Source organism: Spirosoma taeanense (assembly GCF_013127955.1).
In the GTDB taxonomy this organism is placed as follows: domain Bacteria; phylum Bacteroidota; class Bacteroidia; order Cytophagales; family Spirosomataceae; genus Spirosoma; species Spirosoma taeanense.
In genome coordinates this window covers 3,740,639-3,765,967 of the sequence record NZ_CP053435.1, presented here as the reverse complement: position 1 = coordinate 3,765,967, position 25,329 = coordinate 3,740,639, and the positions used below count along the sequence as shown (strand labels likewise).

21 protein-coding genes are annotated in these 25,329 nt (G+C 54.1%); 3 read left to right on the top strand and 18 right to left on the bottom strand.

Annotation, left to right across the window (positions count from 1 at the left end):
* Position 1: 1 nt before the first annotated feature.
* The 14 genes from HNV11_RS15760 to HNV11_RS15695 all read right to left on the bottom strand — a co-directional run bounded on the left by HNV11_RS15760 (position 2) and on the right by HNV11_RS15695 (position 17,060).
* Positions 2-1,024, bottom strand: a complete 1,023-nt coding sequence (locus HNV11_RS15760; RefSeq protein WP_171740576.1) for a glycosyltransferase — start codon at positions 1,022-1,024, stop codon at positions 2-4.
* Between the two features lie 7 nt (positions 1,025-1,031).
* Positions 1,032-1,859 (bottom strand): DUF5672 family protein, encoded by an 828-nt coding sequence (locus HNV11_RS15755; protein ID WP_171740575.1) that lies wholly within the window; start codon positions 1,857-1,859, stop codon positions 1,032-1,034.
* A complete protein-coding gene (locus HNV11_RS15750; protein WP_171740574.1) occupies positions 1,856-2,890 on the bottom strand; it encodes a glycosyltransferase family 9 protein in 1,035 nt (344 codons plus the stop codon). Before HNV11_RS15750 ends, HNV11_RS15755 begins: the two co-directional genes overlap by 4 nt.
* 5 nt (positions 2,891-2,895) lie before the next feature.
* Positions 2,896-3,879: a glycosyltransferase family protein gene (locus HNV11_RS15745; RefSeq protein WP_171740573.1), complete on the bottom strand. Its 984-nt coding sequence runs from the start codon at positions 3,877-3,879 to the stop codon at positions 2,896-2,898.
* Positions 3,880-3,909: 30 nt separating this feature from the next.
* Complete coding sequence (locus HNV11_RS15740) at positions 3,910-5,031, bottom strand: acyltransferase family protein (protein ID WP_240163478.1); 1,122 nt, start codon at positions 5,029-5,031, stop codon at positions 3,910-3,912.
* A complete protein-coding gene (locus HNV11_RS15735; protein WP_171740572.1) occupies positions 5,032-6,225 on the bottom strand; it encodes a glycosyltransferase family 4 protein in 1,194 nt (397 codons plus the stop codon).
* Between the two features lie 71 nt (positions 6,226-6,296).
* A complete protein-coding gene (locus tag HNV11_RS15730; protein WP_171740571.1) occupies positions 6,297-6,950 on the bottom strand; it encodes an acetyltransferase in 654 nt (217 codons plus the stop codon).
* An 81-nt stretch (positions 6,951-7,031) separates the two neighbouring features.
* A complete protein-coding gene (locus HNV11_RS15725) occupies positions 7,032-7,730 on the bottom strand; it encodes a WbqC family protein (protein ID WP_171740570.1) in 699 nt (232 codons plus the stop codon).
* A gap of 66 nt (positions 7,731-7,796) precedes the next feature.
* On the bottom strand, positions 7,797-9,857 hold the full coding sequence (locus tag HNV11_RS15720; RefSeq protein WP_171740569.1) for an ArnT family glycosyltransferase: 2,061 nt from the start codon (positions 9,855-9,857) through the stop codon (positions 7,797-7,799).
* A complete protein-coding gene (locus HNV11_RS15715) occupies positions 9,854-10,960 on the bottom strand; it encodes a DegT/DnrJ/EryC1/StrS family aminotransferase (protein WP_171740568.1) in 1,107 nt (368 codons plus the stop codon). Before HNV11_RS15715 ends, HNV11_RS15720 begins: the two co-directional genes overlap by 4 nt.
* Before the next feature lie 97 nt (positions 10,961-11,057).
* Positions 11,058-12,314, bottom strand: coding sequence for an ABC transporter ATP-binding protein (locus HNV11_RS15710; protein ID WP_171740567.1), 1,257 nt, complete (start codon positions 12,312-12,314; stop codon positions 11,058-11,060).
* Between the two features lie 74 nt (positions 12,315-12,388).
* Positions 12,389-13,219, bottom strand: a complete 831-nt coding sequence (locus HNV11_RS15705) for an ABC transporter permease (protein ID WP_171740566.1) — start codon at positions 13,217-13,219, stop codon at positions 12,389-12,391.
* Positions 13,220-13,300: 81 nt separating this feature from the next.
* The gene (locus HNV11_RS15700; RefSeq protein WP_171740565.1) at positions 13,301-14,422 is read right to left on the bottom strand and encodes a GumC domain-containing protein; all 1,122 of its coding nucleotides are present in this window, start codon (positions 14,420-14,422) and stop codon (positions 13,301-13,303) included.
* 25 nt (positions 14,423-14,447) lie between these two features.
* Positions 14,448-17,060: a polysaccharide biosynthesis/export family protein gene (locus HNV11_RS15695; protein WP_171740564.1), complete on the bottom strand. Its 2,613-nt coding sequence runs from the start codon at positions 17,058-17,060 to the stop codon at positions 14,448-14,450.
* A 251-nt stretch (positions 17,061-17,311) separates the two neighbouring features.
* Between HNV11_RS15695 and HNV11_RS15690 the strand changes: the two genes are divergently transcribed.
* The 3 genes from HNV11_RS15690 to HNV11_RS15680 all read left to right on the top strand — a co-directional run bounded on the left by HNV11_RS15690 (position 17,312) and on the right by HNV11_RS15680 (position 21,158).
* Positions 17,312-19,204, top strand: coding sequence for a DNA topoisomerase IV subunit B (locus HNV11_RS15690; RefSeq protein WP_171740563.1), 1,893 nt, complete (start codon positions 17,312-17,314; stop codon positions 19,202-19,204).
* Positions 19,205-19,289: 85 nt separating this feature from the next.
* Positions 19,290-20,363: a prephenate dehydratase gene (pheA, locus tag HNV11_RS15685; protein ID WP_171740562.1), complete on the top strand. Its 1,074-nt coding sequence runs from the start codon at positions 19,290-19,292 to the stop codon at positions 20,361-20,363.
* 102 nt (positions 20,364-20,465) lie between these two features.
* Complete coding sequence (locus HNV11_RS15680; protein ID WP_171740561.1) at positions 20,466-21,158, top strand: sulfite oxidase-like oxidoreductase; 693 nt, start codon at positions 20,466-20,468, stop codon at positions 21,156-21,158.
* Positions 21,159-21,166: 8 nt separating this feature from the next.
* Here the strand turns inward: HNV11_RS15680 and HNV11_RS15675 are convergent, their stop codons facing one another.
* The 4 genes from HNV11_RS15675 to HNV11_RS15660 form a co-directional block, all read right to left on the bottom strand.
* Positions 21,167-21,724 carry a D-sedoheptulose-7-phosphate isomerase gene (locus tag HNV11_RS15675; protein ID WP_171740560.1) on the bottom strand — a complete coding sequence of 186 codons (558 nt, stop codon included), beginning with the start codon at positions 21,722-21,724 and terminating at the stop codon, positions 21,167-21,169.
* A gap of 49 nt (positions 21,725-21,773) precedes the next feature.
* Positions 21,774-22,715 (bottom strand): ROK family protein, encoded by a 942-nt coding sequence (locus HNV11_RS15670; RefSeq protein ID WP_171740559.1) that lies wholly within the window; start codon positions 22,713-22,715, stop codon positions 21,774-21,776.
* Between the two features lie 26 nt (positions 22,716-22,741).
* Positions 22,742-24,361 carry a hypothetical protein gene (locus tag HNV11_RS15665; protein WP_171740558.1) on the bottom strand — a complete coding sequence of 540 codons (1,620 nt, stop codon included), beginning with the start codon at positions 24,359-24,361 and terminating at the stop codon, positions 22,742-22,744.
* A gap of 66 nt (positions 24,362-24,427) precedes the next feature.
* Positions 24,428-25,300 carry a carbon-nitrogen hydrolase gene (locus HNV11_RS15660; protein WP_171740557.1) on the bottom strand — a complete coding sequence of 291 codons (873 nt, stop codon included), beginning with the start codon at positions 25,298-25,300 and terminating at the stop codon, positions 24,428-24,430.
* Positions 25,301-25,329: the final 29 nt, after the last annotated feature.

Sequence of the window (25,329 nt, the reverse complement as noted above, 5' to 3'; positions counted from 1 at the left end):
ATCATTCGAGCACATCCCCCAAAGCCGCCAGATAAGGTGCATACCAATTAGCCGCTGCGTCGGCGTAGCGGTTGTAATTCCCCTGCTGTAAACTACGCAATACAGGTATCAGTCGCTTTAACCGGTCATGCGGCAGGCAGCTCCGCATGGTATAATGGCACAAACGCCGGTGTAACTGCGCCAAACCGGGCGCATCGGCCGGGACGCGTTCCGCCAGCAATCGGCTTATGATTGCTAGTTGCGACTGTTTTTCCCGGAGAGGTGCCAGTTTTAGCGCCCGGTGCCGCGCAAAGCGGTCACGTAATCGAACCCGTTGGGCAGGCTCTTCCTGGCGCACGCCGACCTGTTGTCTAACGTGGGTGCGGTACAGTTGCAGCGGCTGGTCAATGAATTGAATGGTGTTGTAAGTAGCGGCTACCAAACCGATCCATCCGTCATAAATATAACCCGGAATACACTCGGGAACAGGCAGAACTTTCTCCAGGAAAGGGCGCCGGATAACCGTAGCGCAGCCCATTACCCGGTTACCATCGAGCATGACTTCCATCATTTCTCCGGTTTTCCAGCGGACCTGGGTAAGCTCGTCAAACCGGATCCAGGTCCAGAACCGATTCTGACGGCCCTGTAGGTGTTCGTCGGTTACCCAGGCATCGCAGAAGGCCAACTGATCGTCCGGATGTTCCTGCATATACCGGGTCATGACGCTGATCTTATTCGGGAACCAGTAATCGTCCTGGTCGCAGATAAAAATCAGATCACCCGTACACTCCGATAGTACCCGCTCAAAATTTTTATTGAACCCCAGCTGCTGCGGGTTAACCAGAATACGTACCTGAAACGGTGCTTCGGCCGCCAGACGCTGAAGCAGGGCAACGGTGCCGTCTGTTGACCGGTCATCACAGACAACCACCTCGTCGGGCAGCAGTTGCTGGTCTATCAAGCTCTGCCACTGCGTGGCCAGATAAGCCTCGCCGTTATAGGTGCACAACGCTACCGAAATCGTTGGCCGAACCATATTGGTCATATTGTGCTTAAATTTCGAAGCCGTATTGGGCAAAAATCGGTCGCCAGTAAGCCGTTTCGTGAATGTCCCAGGCGTGACAGCCAAACGGTAGTTGCCCACCGTTGTAATGCTCGATAGCCCGCTGAGGGTAAAACTCAACGGCGAACTGCATGGCTGTTCGATAGGAAGGAATACGTAAAACCGGCCAGTAGCGATTTACTTCGATTCCCCAGAATACGTCTTCATTATATTGATGATGATGTAATTGTTCATACCTGTCAATCTTCCGTCTGAACGTACGCAGCCACTTGAGCATGGCCGGAATGCGCCGGAGCGAAAGCCCGCCATTGCCCACGCGATTTAGACTAATGATTTCGCGGGGCGTTACACCATCTGGTTTCTTTAAATCAAGCATCGTTGCTACTCGTTGTTTGATCCAGAACCATTGTTCATCGCGCCAACTGATAAAATCCCGGTCGCGCAGCCAGGGGGCGCCAATATAATCGTAGTTCTGCAAACACCAGTTGGTTAGCTCATCCCGAAAAACGAAAGCGTCTAACTGATGAATCAGGATATATTCTACGTCCAGAAATGCCCCGTAAAATTCTTCAGACAGCATGAGCCGATTGTAGGCCTGCACGTCGGTGAAGAACCGATCGTCGAACGTTCGAGCCTGCAAAGTAGGGTATAATTTCTGGTAAAGAGAAATATCGAGGGAGTAGGGAGCCACCAGCCAGACCGGGTAGTGGCCTAGTACGCGCATGCATTGCGTTAGGGCAATGTGCTCGTAATCAGTTAGATCAGGTTTGTAAACGGGGATTACTACGCCGACGCTCGCTGGGGCTGGCTGCTTCATACAAGTTTGGGTTGGCCCAGCCGCTGCCAGGCCGCTTCCTGTACCCAGTCGTAGGGCAGTTCGGCGCAGGGATGGCCGTAATTATTCAGAATGGTAATGCCTTCACCCCGTTTATAACGACCTGAATAGGGCATGTACTCTACAAAATCGAAAAGCTGGCCCAGCAAAATAATGCCCTCAGTACCAACGGCGTTGGCCATATGCGCCGGACCACTGTCGATGCCAATAAACAGCCGGGCGTTGCGAATCACTTCGGCTGTTTGAAGCAGACTCAACTGACCGCACAGGTTTCGAAAGCGAGGGTCCCGAACCGTTACGACGGGTTGCAGCCCCACTTCCACTACGGGGCAGTCGTAGGTGTCCAGCAGCCAGCGTACCAGCTGGTTCCAGTGGGCGGCCGGCCAGTCGCGCGCGACATGGCTGGACTGGCAGTGGATCACAATGGATCTGTCCGGCAGGTTCAGAGCGGCTACCTGCCGACGAATAGTCTCCGGAATATACATTTTTGGGTCGGCCGTCAGGGCAGGCAGACCAGCCGCCTGCGAAAACATATAAAGCAGGTCGCCCCGGTGATAATAGTTATCAAATGTCAGCCCGATCTGGTCGGCGGTTGGGTTGACGGGGTCTTCAGGGCAGTATTTGCATTTGCGGTGCGAGATGTGCAGGTTATACACCTGGTCGAAAACGCCCGCGCGTAGCAGATGGACCCGTTCGCTGGGGCACTTTTCGACCAGATAGCCGTCCAGATCGGGGTGATGCCGGACCAGATCGACATAGGCCTGACGCACGACCCAGATTATATACCCATCCGGATGGCGTCGGCGCACTTCGCGGGCAACCGGCTCACAGGCAATAATGTCGCCCATCTGTTCCGACAGAATAATCGCAATAAAGGGGCGATTGCCGGCCTGCCGTTTCAGCCATTGAATGCGAAGGTACTTCAGCGCAAACGTCCAGTATTTTCCCGCAATATGGGTGTATTTATGATAGCGGTGAGCCCAGAGGGCTCGTTGGTGTGGCCATGAAGCCATAAGCATTAGGTTTCTAACAAAGCCAGTAATCGGTTGAACGGGGCTTTCAGAGCCCGGCGCACCCGCTGGTACCGCAGCACCACTGGGGGCTTGATATAAACGCATGGATACTGCCGATACTGGTCATTGAAGTTCGTCAGCAACCGATCCCGGTATAGATCAAATAGCGGCCGCGCGTCGGGACGCTCCAGAAATGTATACCTCGTTTGATATTTAGAGACCTCATCTGGACGGTAAGGGTTGTATCCACTGTAATGAAAAAAATGCAAATAATCCGTTTCGTTCACGCGCCACTGCCCGGTTTCGTCGGTCGACAGATAGCGTTCGTGCAGGTTCCAGTATGCCACGTTATAGCCTAAATAGTGATCTATCAGAACGTTATCATAGTATACTGGTGCAAAATTGACCCAGTGCTGATCGACAAATAAACCGTTGCACAGGTCAATCCGGCATTCATACACCAGCCGTCGCTTCCACCAGTCAACAAATTGTTGGGCGGTCGAATCGTTCCGCAGACCAATAAAACCCAGGTTGAAAATACCCGTGTTCAGATGGTGCTGCTCGTTGGGTCGTTCCCAATCCGGCGTTGGCGAACAGGTGTGCGGTGTCAGTACTATACTATGTTCTGCCAGATCCCGATTCAACTTATCGAGAGGCTGGAAAACGATGATGTCAGGGTCAAAATAAATGATTTCGGTGACATCAGGAGACTTTTTAATGAAATAATCAATATAAAAAGGTTTAACGGCAGTATTCAGCTCCGTAATATCGTACCGGTCGCACATAGCCGCGAAGTCCGGAATGCCAATCTGGTCGACCTCTACCATCGGGTATTCCGGCATCAATTCAGGAGAGAGACTGGCTACGCTGAGCTTATCAACCAGCCCAATAACGTATTGATAGTTCGGATTCGTCTGTCGCAGGGAGTCACCCAGGGTTCGGGCCTGCGCCAGATAATTCACCGAACAGATTGTAAAAGCGAGCGTCATAAGCAAGCGGTCAATAAGCCGATGCGTTCGCTACGAACGGACCAGCTTATCAACTCGTTTATACGAAAAATACCGTTTCAGGTTGTTGATTGGCTTTTCAAAAGCGTACCACGACAGCGAAGCCAGGATCAGTAACACAGCCAGACTAAACAGCCGGTGTGACCAGTAGCCCAACGTTATGGTAAAACCAAATCGGTTGGCTACGCGCAATAAAAAAGGAACGGCGTATCCCGGCACCAGCATATGGAACACGTAGATGCCGTAACTGATCCGGCCAATATACTGTAAGGCTCCGTTGTTCAGAATGGAGCCGACAACACCGCCAATGCCTGTACTCGCCCGCGTAATCACAAACAGCGCCAGCACCGAAATTAGTAATCGCTGGAATAGAACAACCAGTAGATGATCACCGGGTAAGAGCAGCAAGCCCACAAAACCGACCAGCGCCAAACCAGCGGCTACCGACAGCTTGCCGAGAAACCCGCTGAGCGTTTGCGGACGGTCGGTGACTATATAGGCCCAGAGCGCACCCAGCCCGAAAGCGTCGAAACTGGCAGGCGTCAATACCCCGTCGAGATCGCCCTGACTGTAGCCATAACTTCGAAAGACAACGCCGAGCGTAATCATGGCGACAATAACCCAACGGAAATACGCCTTGGGTGTTAACAGGACAACCCACGGCCAGACGAGATACAATTGCTCTTCGACACCCAGGGTCCAGAAGGGCGAAAGCAGGTCGGCCCAGTTGCCAGTCTGATGAAGCAGGATATTGTAGCCGTAGAGGTAATAATAGATGGGATGTTCATCGATGTCGGATGCCTGCGGCAACGCAAACAGGACGTACGTAATGCTCAGGTAATACAGCGGGAAAATCCGGAGCGCTCGCCGGGCAAAGAAATTTCGGTACGTGTCACCCAGCTCACTTTGGCCAGCCTGGATCTGGTTGCGGTTTTCCAGCAGAATCCGGGTGATCAGAAACCCGCTGATCACGAAAAAGATCATGACCCCGATGGTGCCGTTGGGAAGCCGGTTAATGCCCTCACCGGTCGGAAACCAGTGGTAAATGACTACCAGCAGGACCGCGAACGTCCGCAGGGCGTCTAATTGAGGCATGTGGCCGGATCGGGGCAGACCGGTAGGGGTGGTGGGCATTCAGGCAGTCAGTTGATTGAACAAAGTTACGAGCGTTTCGACGCTTTGATGCGCCGGATGCCGTTCCAGAATTTTCTGGCCGAGTCGTTGTCCTATTGTTCGGCGGAGATCGGGCTGCTGGAGAAGCTGTAATACACGCTCGCTCATGGCGTCCAGATCGAGATAAGGCACCACATAGCCCCCGTCGGTCTCGACTAGTTCGGGCGAGCCCCCTGCACTATCGAAGCACACGACCGGCACCCCGCTCAGCCCCGCTTCAAAAACAACCAGCGGGTACGGGTCTTCGCGGGAGCAGAGCACAAACACGTCAAAGCGACTCATGTAGCGCAGCACGTCGGGTGTAGGGGCAATCAGATGAACACGTCCGGACATACCCGCCTTGCGAATGTCTAACAATAGATCGTCGTGCAGCGATCCGGGCGGCACGCCTACCCACACAAAATGAATGGCAGACACCAGGTCTTCCGGCGCGCGGCCAATTACCTGACGGGCCAGCGTCACGAATAAATCGTTGCCCTTACGCCATTCGGCATTGCCGCAGCCGCCCACAATCAGCGCCTTATCGGGTAAACCCAGTGTCTGGTAGATAGAAGGTTGTTGCCGGGCCTGTTTCACATTCTGCTCCAGCGCTGGCGTGTCAATCAGCGTAAAGAGGGTGATGCGGGTCGGGTCGAAACTGTGCTGCTGTTCGTAGTACCGCGCCGTTGCGCGCGATACGGCCAGCAGATGATTCGTCCGACGTAACAGGAAGGCCAGCTCGTCGGGGCGCGTGTACATCCGAACCGACATATCGAGTTCATGCACGAACGTAACGACCGGCGTTTGTTCGGGAACTGGTAGCTGGCTAAACCAGCGGCTGCTCGTCACGGTATTGACCAGCACCAGATCGACGGTTTCCAGCCCCAGTTCATCCCGGATTGCCCGCTGCCGATTGGTCAGTTGCCGGTCGTAAAACCCCTGCCAGAGCCCCAATTTCCCCAGCACCTTGTCAGCCAGCGCTCCCATTACGTACCGATCGGGCGCGGGCCAGAGGGTGACCGGACAGGCCGCCCGGTACTCATCCAGCAGCGGCCCACCCTCGCCCAGCAGCAGGTGCATCCGGATACCTTCTGCTTTCAGCAGACGCATCAGGTTCAGCAGGACGAGCTGCGCGCCGGCGCGGTTGGCATCATGTCCGATCAATAAAATAGTCATTCGTTACGGTCTGCCGTTACGCTCATCAATTCCCTCTACCCGCTAAGTAGTCTAACAGGGAGCGACGAGTTTTAATACGTTTCATGGCTGGGTTTGGGAAGTTTCTTGGCTGGATTGCCGATATACACGCCCCATTCGTCGGTGTCTTTATAAATAGCAGAGGCCATGCCAACGAGCGTACCCTGTTTGATATGCAGGTAATCGCGGATGGTGCTGTTTACCCCGAAGAAGCAGTACGGTTCAATCAGGCAATGCCCCGACATGACAACGTGCGACGTAAAAAAGACATGGTCGTTGATCTGCCCGTGGTGGCCAATATGGTTGCCGCTCCAGAGCACAACGTTGTTGCCAATGGTCGTAAACGGCTGAATGGTGTTGTCTTCCAGAATAAAGCAGTTCTCACCGATCTGATTCCCAAACAGCGTGGCTTTTGAGCTGATATACGAAATGAACTCATATCCCTTTGCCTTGGCTTCCAGGTAAATACGCTCACGGTTGCGGTTCATGTTCCGGCCGGTCATGGGCGCAAAGAACTTGTATTCCTTTGGGGTGAATAAGGTTTCAACCTCTTCAAACGCCACCAGGGGCAGGCCCCGAAACTCGGTATTGTTGAGATACTCCCGGCTGACGGTGAAGGCGACAACTTCGTGTTCGGAGTCGTGGGTGAGGTAGAAGTGAGCCAGTTCGGCCGTATCCATCACCCCAAAAATGATAACTTTTGCCATGCTTTTTTAGAATGTTGAATGATGCAGGATGAGTGATGAATGCTTTGGTCTATTCATCACTCATCCTGCATCATTCAACGTTTACACTAATTCATATTCATTTAGCATTGCCTGAACCGTTGCTACGTCGTTGAACATCAGCGCGTCTAGAATAGATAGCCAGGGAATAAATTCATTCCTGAACTGAGGATACTCGACCCGCTTCGCCTGAATAAACTTCAGTTCCATACCCGCCTGCGCAAAGGTTGGCTTGTCGTACAGGTCGAGGCCGCCAATCGGGTTGATATAACGGGCTGCGTGTTCCTGCTGGCAAATATTCAGAATCCGCTCCTGCGCTTTCAGGTGGGTATTGTTATATATGGCTGAGGAAGGAATCAGCTTCGTGCCGATGCCCAGATAGCCATTCAGTTCAACCAGACTGTTATGCACCAGATCGGCGATGGAATCAGTCGCAAAATTGATGATTTTCTCGGTCAGGGGCATAACCGTTCCATAGTATGGCGCTTTAAGGTAGCCCTGCTCAATTGTTTTGAGCAGTTTGCCGCGCCATTTCGGATCGTCGGCCAGGTGTACTTCGTTGATGCGTTTGTTCTGGCTGGCATCCTTTAGCGGAACGGTAAACAGATACTCCTGCCCGTTGATCAGCAGCTTGTTTCGATTGATCCAGCCCCGGTTAATGAACGCCACGTCGTCGTACAGCACAAACGTATCGACGGCGTTCATCAGCTGCATATAGCCAATGTACGGCAAAAAATAGGGTTGCATGATAGCAAGCGTCATTCGGTTCCGGGTTTGGGTTCGGTTTGCGGTATTAAGTCCCTGAATCGGACAACCAGGACTACAAACCTATTTCAACTTACGTAAATAATAATCTTCGCCCGGCACAATGACGGCCTGACGCATCGTCGTGTCGGTGCCCAGACGAATATCGCCGGGTTGCGGCTGAATTACACTCTTGGCAAAGAACAGATAGTCCGCTTCCTTTGGAATGGGCCGTAGTCCCTGTTCGAAGGGGTTGATAGCGATCAGCCGACGCGACAGATCAGGCCCGTAGAGCGGATACTCGTAGTCGTCGTTGATGGTGCCGAGGGCGACCGTTGCATTAGCCGGCACGAGTTCGTCGAAACGTTTGTAGGGAACGTAAATATCGGGTCGGCCGAGGGTCATCTGCCGGATGCGGTCGGAGTTAAATGCCGAAGGAAAGGAATGTCCATCGGGAGGGGTCCAGGCAAATGGTAGGGCCCGGGTATTCAGAAATACGCACATCAGCGCCGAAACGCATCCCAGTACTGTAACCAGGCCGACGTAACTTTTCCAGAGTGTACGGCCGGGAACATCGACGGAGGTGCGGGCGTGCAGAAAAATCAACGCCAGAAACGTAATGCCAAACAAGCCCGTCTCGATAAAATAGCGCCCTTTGAACGGGTCGTACGGAGCCGAGTAGGAGAGGGCCGCGAAATGCAGCAGCAGGGCAAGCCCCAGAAACAAATGGGGTGTTGACCGCACGACACCAATCAGCACCAGCAGCACCAAGGGCAGCGCCAGGCCAAAGCCGAAGATACCCCAGTAGGGATTGGCGTTATAAAACACGAACTTCCGGTCGAACGCGAAGGGCTGAATCGAAAAGTCAGTTTCTTCGTCCAGCCGCATGTGCAGTTTATCTTCCAGCGCAACTAGCGGCTGGCGCATGGCGTGGTTAAGTCTGGCACCAATGGCAACGTTCCGGATGCCATCAAGATTAATGTGATCGTAGCCATACCGCACGACGTTCCGACTGCCCTGCTCCAGCAGGTTTGACAGCGAACCCGCCCGCTCCACCGACTGGTGTTTCAGGGCCGTCGGCGGACCGATGGGATGGCCAAATACTTCGATGTTCTTCAGGTACCCGGTTGGCAACGTCCACAAACAAACGCTCACCAGGATGGCCGCGCCCAGCCGCCAGGTCCGGTTGAACGTAATGGTCCAGGATGGAGAAAGAAAAACGGTGTACACCATAATGACGAACACCGATGGCAGCAGCAGGGCAAACGTAATCTTATGACCAAACGCAATCCCGAACGCCATGCCCGCCAGCCAGAGATAGCGGCTATCTTTAGGGGGCGTTGTCTGCTGGTAGGCGAACAGCATAAAGAGCAACACACTCAGATAAGCAGTCAACACGATGTCGGTCTCGGTCGTGATGGCCTGCATCAGAAAGTCAGGCAGGAGCGCATACGCCAGCGCGCAGAAAAAACTGGCGGAGAGCCGTCCGTTGCCCAACCGCTGAACAATCCCGAACACGGCTACAATGGCTGTCCAGTAGCTGAGGTGATGGATGAATTTAAACCCATTCTCAAATCGCCCCGTCATCAGAAACGAGTAAATCTGAAGTGTACAGACGCTCTTCGGGTAGGTATCAATATTCCAGTTGGTGCCGCCGAAGTGCCGCATGGAACCCCGCTGGATGTACTGCATAACCCGGTTCAGGTGGCCGGTCATGCTGTCCCATTCGTTCGGAACTGTAAAGAAAACGAGGAGCAGATTCGTAACCGCAATAATGGCCAGCGTCGCAAACAGGGTTGAAAACAGGAACTTTGGATAGGCCGACAAGCCGCCAAACCACTGCCCGAAGAGATGACGACGCTCACGAATGAGCTGGAGAGCCGAAAAACGAGGCTGCTCGGACGACAGGCGACGGAGTACCCAGCCGATGATTGTTGCCGTCACGAAAACCGACCCGGCCCAGACCGGCGCGTTGGCCGTTTGATACAGGCCCGACAGCACGAACCCGGTCAGAATAACGCTGCCCGCGCCCAGCAGAAAAAGCGTCAGCAGCCACTCCGTCAATGACCGGCGGCAGATATGCGTCGAGAGCCGGCCAAGGTATGCAACAAAAAGAATCAGAGACAGAATATACAAAACGGTCATAACACTTCCGCGCTTCGTACGGCTACCTCCTGGTTAATAATACTGGCAATACGGTCCACGTCGGCTTCGGGTAAATCGGGGTAGAGCGGCAGCGACAGCACCCGCAGCGAAACATCTTCTGAAACCGGACAGGGTGCGCCCGGCTCAGAACCTGCGGCAAAGGGCAACGTATTCAGCGACGGATAGAAATACCGGCGTGGCACAATTTCCTGCGCTTTCAGGGCATCCACGACGTGCAGCAGAGTTTCTTCTGAGTCGAACACGACCGGGTAATAGGCGTAATTATACGAGACCCCTGGTGTCAGCGTCGGGCGACTGATCCGGCTGAAGTCCAGCCGCTCATCGTACCAGGCGAACACCTGCTTCCGTGCTTCGATCAGCGCCTGAACCTTCGGCAGAATACACAGCCCCATAGCCGCGTGAAACTCCGAGTTCTTGGCGTTGATACCAACGCTGAAATACTCGTCGTTCCGGTGCCCAAACGAGCGGTAGTGGTGTAATTTCTGGGCCAGATCATCGTCGTTCGTGACAATACAGCCACCCTCCACGGTATGAAATACCTTTGTGGCGTGGAAGCTGCACGTGCTGATGTCGCCGTAACTCAGGATCGATTTACCTTTGTACGTAGCGCCGAACGTATGGGCTGCGTCGTAGATGACTTTCAGGTTATATTTCTCCGCAATCGTCTGAATCTGCTCAATCCGGCAGGCATTTCCGTACACGTGCGTAGCCATGATGGCCTGGGTATCCTCGGTAATGAGCGGCTCAATTTTGTCAGGATCTATGCAAAAATCGTCGGGACGGATGTCGGCATAAACAGGCGTGCAGCCTTCCCAGAGCAGGGCATTGGTCGTGGCGACGTACGAAAACGGGGTTGTGATTACCTCTTTCGTAATGTTCATCGCTTTGAGCGCCATCTGCAGCACAATCGTGCCGTTGGAGCAGAACTTCAGGTGTTTAACACCCAGAAAATCCTTCATCTCGCCTTCCAGCCTGCGCAGGAGCGGGCCGTCATTGGTCAGATGGACGCGTTCCCAGATACCCTTGAGGTATTCGGTGTATTCTTCTAAATCGGGAAGATATGACTTGGTAACGTTGATCATAGTGTGTTATCGATTCACGGTATTCAATCTGTCATTGCCAGACGCGGTGAGTCTTCGATGGCCTGCTCAGACCGTAAACCGAATACCAGAAACTAAATTACTTAATCGATGCTTCCTCCAGCATACCCATCTCAAAAGGGAACTGGGGCCGCACATAACCCGGCCATTTGCCGTACCAGGCAACGCCTTCCCGGTAGTCTTCAACATCAAACGTAATGCCTTCCTCCAGATTGTACAGGGGCGTAACCGTATCCTTAACAATCATCACCGAGATCGTGTAGGAACCGTCGTTGAGGAAATAGCCCGGAATAATACATTCGCCCCCGATCAATCCTTTTCCATACGCCTGCGACTGCGTACCGATGTTAAAAATGCATTCGCCCGTAAGCGAGTTGAGGTGCATGGATAGATTCAGATTGGCGTGGTCCATCATGTTCCAGAACTCAAACCGTAGTTTCATGGGCGTCCGGACGTCGATGTGCGTCAGCTCGTCCTGATAGTCCGGAATCAGTTCGATCCGCCGAATCCGAACCAGATCGTTGCCGGGGGCGGTTTCGGGCGTATCCCACTCGCGCAGCAGGCGGGTTCGGGAAACCTTACTGAGGTAGGTTGCAATCACCTGATTGGTCTCGCCCTGTTCCAGCAGCTGACCCTTCTCGAAGTACAGCGTTTTGTTGCACAGCGCCTGCACAGCCGTCAGGTTATGACTCACGAACAGGATTGTCCGGCCACTGGCCGAATTGTCGCGCATCTTTCCCAAGCTTTTCTTCTGGAATTCAGCATCGCCTACGGCCAGCACCTCGTCCACAATCATGATTTCGGGGTCAAGGTGGGCAGAGATCGCAAAGCCGAGCCGGACATACATGCCGGATGAGTACCGCTTTACGGGCGTATCCAGAAACTTCTCGACGCCCGCAAAGGCGACAATCTCATCGAACTGCTTGCGGATTTCGCTGCGGCTCATACCCAGCAGCGATCCGTTCAGAAAAATATTCTCGCGGCCGGTTAGCTCTGGATGGAATCCCGTACCGACTTCGAGCAGTGACGCCACCCGGCCCCGAATCCGGACGGAGCCGGTAGTCGGTTCAATAATCTTGCTCAGGATTTTCAGCAGCGTAGACTTCCCCGCGCCGTTGTGTCCAACGATACCAACCCGGTCGCCCTGTTCAACGGAAAAACTTACGTCGCGCAGGGCCCAGAATTCCTCGCGGGTTATCGTCTCCTGCCCTTTTTTGCCGCCGAAGAGCTGCCGAAAGTTTTCGGTCAGCACATCGCGCAGGGTATTGACGCCCTTGCCTTTCTGGTGGTCGATGATGTAGTGTTTACTTATATTTTCGACGGTAATGACAGACATGGGATCAGTGTACAGTCGGCCGAGAGCGTTATGCAGGCGGGATTGCCAGCTAATTACTACCCTCGGCTGATTGGTTAAATATCATCAACAAACGTGTTTTCCCGTTTGCGGAAAAAATAAACAGACAAGCTCAGGCAAACGCCCACAATGACGACTGAAGCCAGTAAGCTCTGCGGATTGAAATACGCTTTTTCGCCAAGCAGGGCCCAGCGGAAGCCGTCAATAATACCGACCAGCGGATTCAGAATATACAGCGGATACCAGGATTCACCAGCTACCAGCCGGCTGCTGTACGCAATTGGACAGGCATAAAAACCAACCTGCACAATGAACGGGATCAACTGCCCAACGTCGCGGAAACGGACGTTGATGACCGCAAAAAACAACCCAAACGCGAACGCTGCCAGGATTGCCAGGATCATGAATGCCGGAACAAACAGCAGGTGCCAGTCCGGAACGAACTGATACCAGGCCGCCAGCAGAATAAATAACCCCAGCGAAACCAAAAAGTCTAAAAAACTTACGGCAATTGAGCTCAATGGCATGATCAGCCGCGGGAAATACACCTTGGTGACGAGGTTCGAGTTCAGGGTAACGCTATTGCTGATCTGCGTAAACGCCGTTGAAAAAAACGTCCAGATTGTAATGCCGCCCAGCACCATGAGCGGATACGGAACCCCCGGATCACCTTTGAGCTTGGCCACCTTGCTGAATACGAACACCATAATCAGCATGGTAGTTAGCGGGCGAATCAGGCCCCAGGCCGTGCCGAGCGCCGTTTGTTTGTAACGAACCGAAACATCGCGCATGGACAGGATGTACAGCAACTCGCGGTTACGCCACAAATCACGCCAGTAATGCCGCTCGGCGCGGCCGGGTTCAATAAGTACTTCGTGCGTCTTCAACTCTTATCTTTTTTCCATTCGGGGACTCAGGGGCGGATGTTGCTAAACGGCCCGCTATTGCCTATTCGCCCAGAACCTGATTTAGTCTTCCTGCATGACCGAGCGAAAGGTCTCGCGCAAAAATACAACGATTAACGAGAGAACAAGTCCCAGGGCAATGCCTGCCTGCATGCCTACTGGCGTAATGATTTCCTTATACAGCGGAAAGGCCACTGGTTCGATAATGGTAAACAGCGGAGCCTCCCGAATCAGGGACAACCGCATGTTATCGGCGCTCTGCAACGCCTGGTAGTACAGCGTCGAGAGGAACGTTGAGTTTCGAGTCAGCTTCGTTTCCGTTACCCGGCCCTGCGCTACAACAACCTGCTGGTTCTGGTCCATAAATCGTGCCAGACGATTCTCCGTACCTGTAAGCACACGGGCAATGGAATCGGCCCGCGAGTTCAGCAGATCATACATCTCCCGCGTTTTTTTGGTCTGTTTTCGCCGGTAATCTTCCTCGATGGTTTCGAGATGGGTCGTCAGGAAGGTAGCGGCCAGCATTTCGTCCTGCATACCGCAGCGCAGTTCCATAAACGAGGATTTACGTTCGGGCTGCGTCACGCTCATCTCCGACTTGATACGCGTATAGATGTCCGACATGGCCACCTGCTCAAGTTTAGTGTATTCGCTCGGCTTCTTACTGCGCGTGAAATAAAACGAGCGTAACGTATCACTTTCTTCCCACTCTTCGTCGCGGATGCCGCTGTGCTTAATGTAATAATTCACCAGCAGGGTGTCTTTGCCGTTGATGGTGTCCCGCTTCATAAGCGTTTTTTCCACGACCGGCCGCGACTTAGCGTAAATCAGGAAGTTGTCGCCCACGAAGATGTTGGCATCCGGAGCGCCCTGGCTTAAACCGAAGGCACCGGCCAACTGGCTCAGTTCCCCAAACGCGTTGCCGCCATTGCCTCCTCCGCCCAGGTTGAAGGTGATGGCTGCGTTATAGACTGGCTTCTTTTTATGCGTAAAGTCGTAAATAAAGCCAATAGTGCCACCAATTGCCGTCAGAATGAGCAGGAGTTTCCAGTTTCTGCGGGCTACGTTCTTGAGCTGAAACAGGCGCAGGACAACGGACTTCGGCGAAATCTGATCCGGCGGCAGCGCTCGGGCCGTTGCCAGATTGTTTACTCCGTTTGGATTGGTTGCGTTCGTTGGATTCATGATTGCTGCAGACGGATTGTCTAATTTATCGGGTTCTGCCCAGAGCGATTATCAACGTGACCAGCGTCAGAAGCGACGAAACAATGCCGGTTGTCGAACTCAGGACCTGCTGCGGTGTCAATGGGTTGGTTGTCTTCTTGGGAATAACAACTTCGGAGCCAGGCTCTACCCGTGGATAAACATTGAAGAACATGAACTTGCGGGTGCGATCTACCGAGCCGTTGGCATACACCACAAAGGCTTTCCGACGCTGCGACTTGGAGGTAAAGCCCCCGGCCTGTGAAATATAGTCCTGGAAGGTCTGGCCGGGGCGGTACTTTACCGTTGTGGGAAGCAGCACTTCACCCTGTAGGCGTACCGTTTCGAGCAGTTTAGGAATGCGCAGCACGTCGCCTTCCTGCACCAGAATATCTTCCTGCGAACCTGGTTTGGCCAGAATTCGCTTCAGGTTGATGCCGATTGATTCCGGCTTATCGGGCGAAAGAGCTTCGGTTTCAACTACAGTCTTGTTGTTGGTGTCATCAGCCAGTTCCTCAATGGATTGCTGCTGGCGAGACAGTTCGTCGGGGCTTAGTTTTACGCGCCGAACCAGCGTGGCACCTTCTATGTAGGCCTGGGGAGTCAGACCGCCCGCCAGTTGAACTAGATCCGAAATCTTCTGATCTTTGCTCCGAATGGCGTATGAACCCGGCAGGATGACTTCGCCTTCTACGTTGGCATACGTTTGTACCAGATAGTTCGGCGACCGGCGCACAATGATCTGGTCGAACGGCTCCAGAACAAACCGGTTCTCATCCGAATTCAGCGACAGATCCCGGTTGATGTTAAAGCGGAAAATCTCGGCTACCTGCGCGGAGGCCGACCGCGGATCCACGTCTTTTTTCCGGCGCACCACCTCTACCTGCGATGCCGCTGCCGATTCCTTCAGGCCGCCTACCCGGACCAGGGCATCATTGAGGGTCATATTCATGATGTACGGAATCCCTTCCAGGGGCTGATTGACCTCGCCCTGAACCGAGATGCTCGCCTGTTCGGTCAGATCAAAGCGCGATGGGATAATAATCTGGTCTTCGCGCTGAAGCTGTACATCGGGGCTGGTGCCGGCCATGACGTTGGCCAGATTGATAGTGATATTCTCGATGGCCAGGTCCTCGCGTGTCCGGACGATATTGATACGACCGGTGAACGCATCGCCTTTCAGTCCCTCCGCCGTTTTGATGAGTTGCTTCAGGGTCTTGTTCTGGTCGAGCGAATACTGGCCCGGCCGGTACACGGCCCCTTCAATCGTTACCTGATTTTCGAAGCGGTCCAGCAACTGCTCGACCGTGACGAGGTCGCCGTCCTGCATCACAAACGTTTTGAACTCGGGAGCCGTTACGTCGATCACCTTGCGCTCGCGGTCGGTCAGGCGGGTTACTTTCACGAGACCTTTATAGGCATTGGCCGCAAAATCACCCGCGTAGAATAAAAGCCGGTCGAGGGTTTCGCCCGGCAGCATCTCGAAAATATTGTTCCGCTTAACCGTTCCGGTAATTTCAACCCGGGAAATGAAGGTCGTAAAGCGAATGTTATCATTATCCTGCAGCCGCAGATCATTGTGTTGCGTACCGTTCAGGAGGTAATCATACAGGTCGAGCGTGGCTGCAACGCGGTTGTTGCGGATGAGCTGTACTTTGCGGAAAGAGCCCAGTTCATTCGGGCCACCGGCCTGATAGATGGCGTTCATGACCGTTGAAAGCGACGATAGTGTATAGGTACCCGGCCGAACCGCTTCGCCTGTTACCGTCACGCGGATGCTGCGTATATCGCCCAGCGATACTTCCAGGAAGGTGTTCTGAGGGCCGTAGGAGGAGCTTCGTAAGCCAACGAACTTGGTTGCCAGCCGGCTGGTGATGCGGGCTTTGGCCTGTTCAACCGACAGGCCCGATACGAAGATGGGGCCAATGCCGGTTTGCTTAGCGATATAGACGTAACCTTCGGGTGAAATAACCTGGCTGAAATCACTTTCCGAGTAACCATACATCCGGATGTTCAGCCGATCGCCCGGCCCGACAATGTAGTTGCGGGGGGTAGCCATGCTGATATTAGGCTGAAACGTCGTAGCCATGGCCGGATCGTTGAAAATCGACGTGCCGAATAACTTCCGGTAGGTTTCTTCGCGTTCGCGCCGACGGGCAGCCTCGTAACCATTCTCGATGACTTCGGCGTTGGTCGTTGGCCCTGGATCAGTCGTATCACTGGGATTGAGGTTCCGGCCCTGGGCGTTCAGGTTCGTCCGTATGGGCTGGCCGTTGTTGGTGGCGGGCTGATTAGTAGGCTGAGCCGTCGTGCGGCCGGTCCGGACATTGGTACCGGGTGCCTGACCGCCCTGCTGACGGATTTGCTGCTGGACACTGGCTGGTAAATTATTAATATTGACACCCTGCGTGGAGGCCGGTGTTGAACTCGACCGGACGGCGCCCGGAGTAGTTGTGGTAGTACCACCCGGGGAGGACGGAGCCACCTGTGCCTGCACCGAAAACAGGCTAAAAACCAAACTCAGCGCCGTTAAACAGACCCTGACAGAGAGCGGCAGGGAGAAGGGATATCCAGAAAAAAAGTTTAACAGGAAGTTGTGGTTATTTCGGGAATTTTGCATATTTTTAAGATGTCGAAAGCCCTTAGCTGACCACGAACGAGGGCCTGTAAGTAACGACACAATCGGAAGCGTAGTACGTTTCAACTATTCAGTCGGCAAAGTAAATGAACTTTTGCCGGATTATAAATGATTTCCTAGGCTGTGGATTCTTTTCCTGTCTGCTCGCTTGCCGTATGACTTTTCCAATGTTATACCTAAATTGAAGCAAGCGAAAACCAGCCACTTACGTTTAAATTACCCGACCATTACCCATGACAGAACCGGCAAATCAGCCCGTACAGTACAACGAAGACAGTATTCGTTCGCTCGACTGGCGCGAACACATCCGCCTGCGACCGGGCATGTATATTGGTAAACTCGGCGACGGCTCGGCTGCCGACGACGGCATCTATGTCCTGCTTAAAGAAACGATTGATAACTGCATTGACGAACACGTAATGGGCTTTGGTAAGATCATTGATGTGCGCGTGACGGATCACCGCGTTGAAGTCCGCGACTACGGCCGGGGTATTCCGTTGGGTAAGGTGGTAGAGGTCGTTTCCAAGATCAACACTGGCGGTAAGTACGACTCCGGTGCTTTCCAGAAATCGGTTGGCCTGAACGGCGTCGGTACGAAGGCCGTCAACGCCCTGTCGAGCTATTTCCGGGTGCAGTCCTTCCGGGATGGTCGCACCGTCTGGGCCGAATTTGAACGGGGTGACCTGAAACACAAAGGCGATGAGCCGACCAATGAGCGTAACGGGACGCTGATCTGTTTTGAGCCGGACGACACGGTATTCAAACACTTTCATTTTATTCCGCAGTATCTGGAAAACATGATCTGGAACTACTGCTACCTGAATGCCGGACTGACGATCGCCTTCAACAAACAAAAATACATTTCGCAAAACGGTCTGCTCGATCTTCTCCGCAATAAGACGGACGAGGATTCACTGCGTTACCCGATCATTCACATGAAAGGGAACGATCTGGAAATCGCCATGACGCACGGCAACCAGTACGGCGAAGAATATTATTCGTTTGTTAATGGTCAGTACACCACCCAGGGTGGTACGCATCTGGCAGCCCTGCGCGAAGCGGTCGTCGAAACCATCCGTAAACACTTTGACAAGAATTACGACGTAGCCGATGTCAGGGCGTCGATAATTGCGGCCATCAGTATCCGGGTGCAGGAGCCGGTATTTGAATCGCAGACCAAAACCAAGCTGGGCTCGATCAATATGTCGCCCGAGCCAAACGCGCAGTCGGTCAACTCGTTCGTCAAGGATTTTGTCAAAGAGCGCCTGGACGATTTTCTGCACATGAATCCGGCCATTCGCGACGCGATGAAGAAACGCATTGAGCAGTCGGAGCGGGAACGTAAAGAACTGGCCGGGATCAAGAAACTGGCCAACGACCGGGCCAAAAAAGCCAGTCTGCACAACAAAAAACTACGCGACTGCCGCAATCACCTGCCCGACCTGAAAGCCGAAGACCGCTACCAGTCGACGCTGTTCATTACCGAGGGTGACTCGGCCAGTGGGTCTATTACTAAATCGCGCAATGTGCAGTCGCAGGCCGTTTTCAGTCTGCGGGGCAAACCGCTCAACTGCTTTGGGCTGACCAAGAAAGTGGTGTACGAAAATGAGGAGTTTAACCTGCTGCAGCACGCCCTGGATATTGAGGACGGCCTGGAGGGACTGCGCTACAACCGGATTGTCATTGCTACCGATGCCGACGTCGATGGTATGCACATCCGGCTGCTGATGCTGACGTTCTTCCTGCAGTTCTTCCCCGATCTGGTGCGAAATGGGCATCTGTATATTCTTGAAACGCCCCTGTTCCGGGTACGTAATCCTAAAAACCACAAGGAAACAACGTACTGCTATTCGGAAGAAGAAAAACAGGCGGCCATTAACAAGCTTACCAAAGGCGGCAAGAAAGTCGAGATTACGCGCTTCAAAGGGCTGGGTGAGATTTCGCCCGAAGAGTTTGGGTTGTTCATCGGCGAGAACATGCGGCTGGAGCCGGTGATTATGGAAAAGGAAACCTCCGTGCCGAAGCTGCTCAGCTATTACATGGGCAAGAACACGCCCGACCGCCAGCGGTTCATTATCGACAATCTGCGGATCGAGAAAGACGTCGAGGATGCAGCTTTAGTTTAAACAACAGTTTGCAGTGGGCAGTAGGCAGTGTACTTTTGTGGGACACTGCCTATTTTTTTGTGCCGACTGCGCACTGTTTACGATAATGACGCTCGAATCGCTCCGTAATGATATTGATGCCCTTGACGACCAACTCCTGACCCTGCTGAATCAGCGGATGGAACTGGTTCGTCGGGTTGGCGAACTGAAACGCACGACCAACGCGGTCATTTACCGGCCCGAACGCGAAAAACAGATTCTGGACCGGCTGCATGGGCAAAACAACGGCCTGATGAACCGGTCGGCTATTGAAGCCATTTTCCTGGAAATCTTTGCCGTTTCGCGCAATCTGGAATTACCCGAACGGGTGGCGTTTCTGGGGCCGGAAGGCAGCTTTACGCATCAGGCTGCCGAGAGCCGGTTTGGTGCTATGAGCGATTACATGGCCCTGCCGACCATCCGATCCGTATTTGAGAGCGTCGAGACGGGGCGGGTTCGGTTTGGAGTTGTCCCCATCGAAAACAACCAGGAAGGGGTAGTGCTGGAGGCTATTGACCTGCTGCTCGAAAAAGACCTAACCATTGCCGCTGAGGCCCAGATTCCGGTTCATTTTACGTTTGCCACCCAGACCGAGAACCTGGCCGACATCACGCATATCTATTCCAAAGATATTGCGTTCCGTCAGTGCAGTAAGTTTCTGAACGATACGTTTGAGGGGCTGCAGGCCGAACTGGTACCGGTTGAATCGACCTCCCGGGCGGCTAAACTGGCTGCGCAGCAACCCCGTACAGCTGCGCTCTGCTCACATATTGCGGCCAAACTGTTCGATGTGCCGGTGCTGTTCGACAATATAGGAGACAGTGACCTGAACCGGACGCGCTTCCTGATTCTGGCGAAAGATTTCAAAAATCAGCCCAGCGGCCACGATAAGACAACTATCATTGCCAAACTGGCCAATACTGAGTCGCCGGGGGTGCTGGCGGAGTTTCTGCAGGAGTTCAACGCCCGGCGTATTAACCTGACCAAGATCGAGAGCCGGCCACTGCGTGAAGGAGCGACTTTCCGGTACTGGTTTTTGATCGAGTGCGAAGGTCATGCCGACGAGCCGGCACTTCAGGAGATTCTGAACCACCACGCGGCCGAGGTGAAACTGCTGGGCAGCTATGTGCGCGTAGCGTAATCCGCTCAGGCCGTTTATCGGGCGTTACGTTTGGAGGCTGAAAAACTACAGGCCGAAATTTTCAGTTTACAGAAAACAGCCTGTGCTGAAAAATCTCTACCTATGGAAGCCAACGAGAAAACTGATCGAATCGTCGAAGCCCGGATGAAACTCAAACGCCGGTTTGAGGAAAAAATGGCTCAGACGCCCTCCATGCAGGACGAAAAGCCACGGGGTTCCGGGCCGCCTAATCGCCACGGTATGCCGGCCGTACCCGTAGGGCAGACCGTTACAACAAAATGGCCCGTGCTGGATCTGGGCTACCAGCCCAATATACCGCTCGACAAATGGCAACTGGCTATCGATGGGGAAGTAGATAACCCGGTTCGTCTGAAATGGGACGATCTAATGGCCTTACCTCAGGTGGAAGATACCAGCGATTTTCACTGCGTAACGACCTGGTCGCGGCTGGATGTGCCCTGGGTGGGCGTTCGGTTCATGGACCTGGCGGCTCTGGTCGACCCCAAAGGCTCGGCTACGCACGTGATGTGCTATGGTTACGACGGTTATTCGACTAATGTATCACTCGAAGAAGCGCTCAAGCCCGACGTGCTGCTTGTACACACGGCCGACGGTCAGCCGCTGACGCGCGAACATGGCGGGCCTTTACGAATGATTACTCCCCAGCTTTACGCCTGGAAAGGTTCCAAATGGATTAAACGCATCGAATTTCTATCGAAAAACCAGTTGGGGTTCTGGGAGGAGCGCGGCTATTCAAACACGGCTTACCCATGGCGGAATGACCGCTACTCCTGAGTCAGGATCTAAGATTCAATGAACGAATAGCAAATCATGTGGCAGATCGTCATCTGGGCATCTTCGACCCGGCCGTAGTGCGTGTCGTTGATAACAATGACCTCCTGGGCGAGATCGGCCACCTGTCCGCGTTTGCCTCCGACGAGACCGATGGTGGTGAGGCCATTCGCATTGGCCCACTGCACGGCTTTGACGACGTTTGGCGAGTTGCCGCTGACGCTCAGGGTAAGCACTAAATCGCCGGGGCGGGCATAGTTGCGAAGCTGCTGCACGTAAACGTCCTCGTAGGCATAATCATTACCCAGGGCCGTGATCCACGCAACGTTTTCGTTTAGAGAAAGGCAGCGGAAGCGTCGGCCCATTCGGTCGGAAGCGCTCTTGCCCAGATCGGTAATAAAGTGAGATACGTTGGACGCACTGCCGCCATTGCCGAACGCAAACAGCTGCCGGTCTTCTTCCCAGCATTTGTGAATCAATTGAATAATCTGCTCAACCTGGTCGAGCGGGATAGCATCGTAAGCGGCTTTCTGCCGGTCAATATACGTCTGGAGATACGTCTGGTTCATGTTATTAAAAAGTAACGGGTTCAGTTTACAGCGCCTGTTTCAGTCTGGTTTACAACGTACTGACTAACGAAAGGGCACCCATCGGGACCGTATCTTCGCCAAGTTTAGCCAGCAGCACAATGGGCACCGGATGAAAGGATTTCATGACAAAGCGCGGTAACGCCTGCCGGACAGCCGCCCGCAAAGGCTCGCCAATCAGGGATAGTCCCCCACCCAGCACAAGCGCTTCGGGATGGAACAGATGTACAACGTGCGACAGGCCAAGCGCCAGCACCGAACCGATCTGTTCGATCAGCATCCGGGCTACGGGGTCGCTGGCTTCGTATGCCGGATGCAGAAACCGGGCTTCCCCCCCGGCTGAACCGGCTGCCTGAGACTCCGTTACCAGTTGCTTCAAAACCGAATCGGCCGGCAACTGGGGCAGCAGTTCCCGAATCTGCTGGTCAACGGCCCAGCCCGAGATGGTTTGCTCGATGGTCTGGCCCGGCGAACCCGACGAGTCGGGCGGCACCAGCCATAAATGACCAATTTCGGCTTCGCCGGGTAGCGCGCCATGATACAATTGCCCGTTGACGACCATACCTCCGCCAACGCCACTGCCGAGCGTCACGTAAAACACCCGCTCGAACCCCGTTGCTACGCCCCGCCGGGCCTCGCCCAGAGCCGCTACGTTGGCGTCGTTATCAATCCGGACCTGAGCCGCCGGAGCGCGCTCCGTAAGCCAGGTGCTCAGGTCAAAACCGGCCCAACCTTCAACCTGGTGGGAAGCCGCAATCCGGCCAGTCTGCCAGTCCACGGGCCCGCCAAAACCAACGCCAATAGCCTCAGGCGATTGAGGAAGCTGGTGAAGCGTCTGCTCAAGCTGGTTCAGAATCCCCGCTGCGCCCCGCGCCGGGTCAATGACGTAACGGAATCGCTGCGTAATCTGGCCGGAAGCATCGCTCGTGACGAGCTGCAGCTTGGTGCCGCCGATTTCAATACCAACATGCATACGTTTATTGTATTGACGATTAAAGACTATCCCTGCTGACGGACCCGCCGGTTCATGGTGGCCCGACCGAGAGAAATTTCATCGCCTTTGAGGGTTAGGGTTGTGTAAAAGTTATAGCCATTCTCAACGTAACGCACCATCACCTGACTGGTCTGGTTCGGGAGGTCGTAGGCTTTGGTGGCGGCTATCAGAATCTGGTTCCCGTTAACAATTGCCCGCACAAATGGCAGATTACGCGTTTTGAGCTGGTTAGCGTTATATTTTAACCAGCTCTGCCCGCCGTCGAAGGAACATTCGGTGGCTTCGTTCAGGTAGGTTTCGCGGCCGTTGAACAGATCGCCGTGGTGCCGGAACAGCCGCCAGAGACCATGCAGGTAATGTTCATAGCAAGCATAATTCCGGTCGTTTCCCAACCCTTTCTGAGCCGAGTCGGTGTGGGAGGGCTGGTCGGGTGTCAGATCTTTATGATCGTCCCAGAACAGGACGCCGTAGGCACCCGTAAACCAGTAAAAGATGCCCATACCCTCGGCAATGGCCGGAGGGGCCGGATGTTCGGCTTTACCGCTGTTAGGGTAGTCGCTGCTCTGGGTGTTGAATAACCAATGCCAGGCAATCCGTTTCTTGGGCGACAGTTTCCGGTTCACCTCCTGCTCGGCTAGCAGCGAAGCCAGCCAGTGCCGGTCGCCATCGCCCGTGTGGGAGGCTGAATAGTCAAAGTCCGGAAAGAGGTAATACGTGCCGGGCATCTGAAAATCAGCGTAGTCGGCATACGACTTCCCCACAATCGCATCGGGCATGCCGCGCTGTTTACTACTGGCCGTCTGGCGGGCGGGCATGTTCCAGAGCCAGTCCGGACCAGCGGTATAATGTTCCGCCCTCGAATTGCCAAAGCTGTTGTGTGGAACGGGGGCTATCGAGCCAATCTCCGTCTTTTGACTCACGTTCTCCTTCAACGTCTTCATCATGAAGGTGTACAGATTGGCCTGTTCCTGCCGATTGCCCAGGCTGGTCCCTTCGTTTTCAATATCCAGAAAAATCTTGCTAAAGGTACTCTTCATATCACCGGGCGGACAGTCGCCGAAGCTGACACAACCTCCGCGCAGTTCCATCGACGCCTGGTACAGCGTGTTGCGGTTATTGCTACGCGCACCGGGTGGGTTCTGGTACAGCATATCCCGCGCCTGTTCACTGTTGCGGGCCCAGTCCAGACCGAACGCATCGGCGAAATAGTTCTGATATAGAATCAATGCGCGCTGACTGGGTTGCAGGCTGCTATGCCAGTTCTGGGGTGGCATGCCGTTGGTCCAGATCTCCACGCCCTCAATCATGCGGGTCTGCTCAATAGACGTAAAACCCCGTCGAAAAAGTTTACTACGATCCTGCTGCACGTGCAGATTCCGTCCGGCCCCGCAGAACGTAATGGTTTTCGTGGCGGGCAGCGTAAAATCGCCTATGGCATCGATGTTGTAGTAACCCTTACGTGTCGTGGGCGAAAAGTGGGCGCGGGGCGTTGGAGTTAACGATATCTGCGGGGGTAATGAACCCTGCAACCGCACGGCAGTGGGCTCGGCGGGTTGACTGAGCTGAACATACCATATTCCTAATCCGGCTAAGCTGGCTAATAGAAACAAGGCGAATACTTTCATGAAACGGGACAAGGGCGGCAGAGCGACGTAAGAAATAGGAAATGAAGAATAAAGAAACCAGCGTTCTTACTCATCAATATACCGCTTCGTAATCGGCTGGTAGGAATCAATACGCCGATCGCGGAAGTACGGCCAGGTGGTGCGGTACTTCTCCGAACTGGCCAGGTCAATCTCCTGCACATGCACAACCTCCTGATCGTGCGGGGCCAGATACAGCAGCGACCCAAAGGGGTTCGACACAAACGAACCACCCCAGAACTGCTGGTCGGCTTCGCGGCCCACGCGGTTAACGGCCACCACGTGAACGCCGTTGGCAATGGCGTGGCTGCGCTGGATGGTCTGCCAGGCGTTATACTGCTCCGTATTCTGGGCCGGGTCTGGTTCGTTGGTATCCCAGCCGATGGCCGTGGGGTAAAACAGGACCTCGGCACCCATCAGCGACGTAATACGGGCTGCTTCCGGATACCACTGATCCCAGCAGATCAGCACGCCAATACGGGTGAATTTGGTGTCGAATACTTTATAGCCGAGGTCGCCGGGGGTGAAGTAAAACTTCTCGTAATAGCCCGGATCGTCAGGAATGTGCATCTTACGGTACTTACCGAGATAACTTCCGTCGGCATCCAGCACGGCGGTGGTGTTGTGGTACAGCCCCTGCGCCCGCTTCTCGAACAGCGAGGCCACGATGACCACGCCCAGTTCGCCGGCTACCTTGCCCAGACGTTCGGTCGTCGGACCGGGAATGGCTTCGGCCAGGCTGAAATTATGGTGATCCTCTACATCGCAGAAATAAAGCGAGGTAAATAATTCCTGCAAACAAACGATCTGAGCACCTTTCTGAGCGGCCTCGCGGATACCAGTGATGGCCTTCTGGATGTTGGCCTCGACATCTGCCGAGCAACTCATCTGCACCAGACCAATATTAACTTTCTTAGACATAGGGCAAAATTAACGGGTTCGGAACTGAC

What these genes read in the sequence shown, in the direction of transcription:
- pheA (WP_171740562.1), top strand. Translation starts at nt 19,290, where the DNA reads ATGACGCTCGAATCGCTCCGTAATGATATTGATGCCCTTGACGACCAA.
- HNV11_RS15665 (WP_171740558.1), bottom strand. Translation starts at nt 24,361, where the DNA reads ATGAAAGTATTCGCCTTGTTTCTATTAGCCAGCTTAGCCGGATTAGGA.
- HNV11_RS15660 (WP_171740557.1), bottom strand. Translation starts at nt 25,300, where the DNA reads ATGTCTAAGAAAGTTAATATTGGTCTGGTGCAGATGAGTTGCTCGGCA.
- HNV11_RS15735 (WP_171740572.1), bottom strand. Translation starts at nt 6,225, where the DNA reads ATGACTATTTTATTGATCGGACATGATGCCAACCGCGCCGGCGCGCAG.
- HNV11_RS15720 (WP_171740569.1), bottom strand. Translation starts at nt 9,857, where the DNA reads ATGACCGTTTTGTATATTCTGTCTCTGATTCTTTTTGTTGCATACCTT.
- HNV11_RS15710 (WP_171740567.1), bottom strand. Translation starts at nt 12,314, where the DNA reads ATGTCTGTCATTACCGTCGAAAATATAAGTAAACACTACATCATCGAC.
- HNV11_RS15700 (WP_171740565.1), bottom strand. Translation starts at nt 14,422, where the DNA reads ATGAATCCAACGAACGCAACCAATCCAAACGGAGTAAACAATCTGGCA.
- HNV11_RS15680 (WP_171740561.1), top strand. Translation starts at nt 20,466, where the DNA reads ATGGAAGCCAACGAGAAAACTGATCGAATCGTCGAAGCCCGGATGAAA.
- HNV11_RS15755 (WP_171740575.1), bottom strand. Translation starts at nt 1,859, where the DNA reads ATGAAGCAGCCAGCCCCAGCGAGCGTCGGCGTAGTAATCCCCGTTTAC.
- HNV11_RS15695 (WP_171740564.1), bottom strand. Translation starts at nt 17,060, where the DNA reads ATGCAAAATTCCCGAAATAACCACAACTTCCTGTTAAACTTTTTTTCT.
- HNV11_RS15750 (WP_171740574.1), bottom strand. Translation starts at nt 2,890, where the DNA reads ATGGCTTCATGGCCACACCAACGAGCCCTCTGGGCTCACCGCTATCAT.
- HNV11_RS15715 (WP_171740568.1), bottom strand. Translation starts at nt 10,960, where the DNA reads ATGATCAACGTTACCAAGTCATATCTTCCCGATTTAGAAGAATACACC.
- HNV11_RS15730 (WP_171740571.1), bottom strand. Translation starts at nt 6,950, where the DNA reads ATGGCAAAAGTTATCATTTTTGGGGTGATGGATACGGCCGAACTGGCT.
- HNV11_RS15670 (WP_171740559.1), bottom strand. Translation starts at nt 22,715, where the DNA reads ATGCATGTTGGTATTGAAATCGGCGGCACCAAGCTGCAGCTCGTCACG.
- HNV11_RS15690 (WP_171740563.1), top strand. Translation starts at nt 17,312, where the DNA reads ATGACAGAACCGGCAAATCAGCCCGTACAGTACAACGAAGACAGTATT.
- HNV11_RS15745 (WP_171740573.1), bottom strand. Translation starts at nt 3,879, where the DNA reads ATGACGCTCGCTTTTACAATCTGTTCGGTGAATTATCTGGCGCAGGCC.
- HNV11_RS15725 (WP_171740570.1), bottom strand. Translation starts at nt 7,730, where the DNA reads ATGACGCTTGCTATCATGCAACCCTATTTTTTGCCGTACATTGGCTAT.
- HNV11_RS15675 (WP_171740560.1), bottom strand. Translation starts at nt 21,724, where the DNA reads ATGAACCAGACGTATCTCCAGACGTATATTGACCGGCAGAAAGCCGCT.
- HNV11_RS15740 (WP_240163478.1), bottom strand. Translation starts at nt 5,031, where the DNA reads ATGCCCACCACCCCTACCGGTCTGCCCCGATCCGGCCACATGCCTCAA.
- HNV11_RS15760 (WP_171740576.1), bottom strand. Translation starts at nt 1,024, where the DNA reads ATGACCAATATGGTTCGGCCAACGATTTCGGTAGCGTTGTGCACCTAT.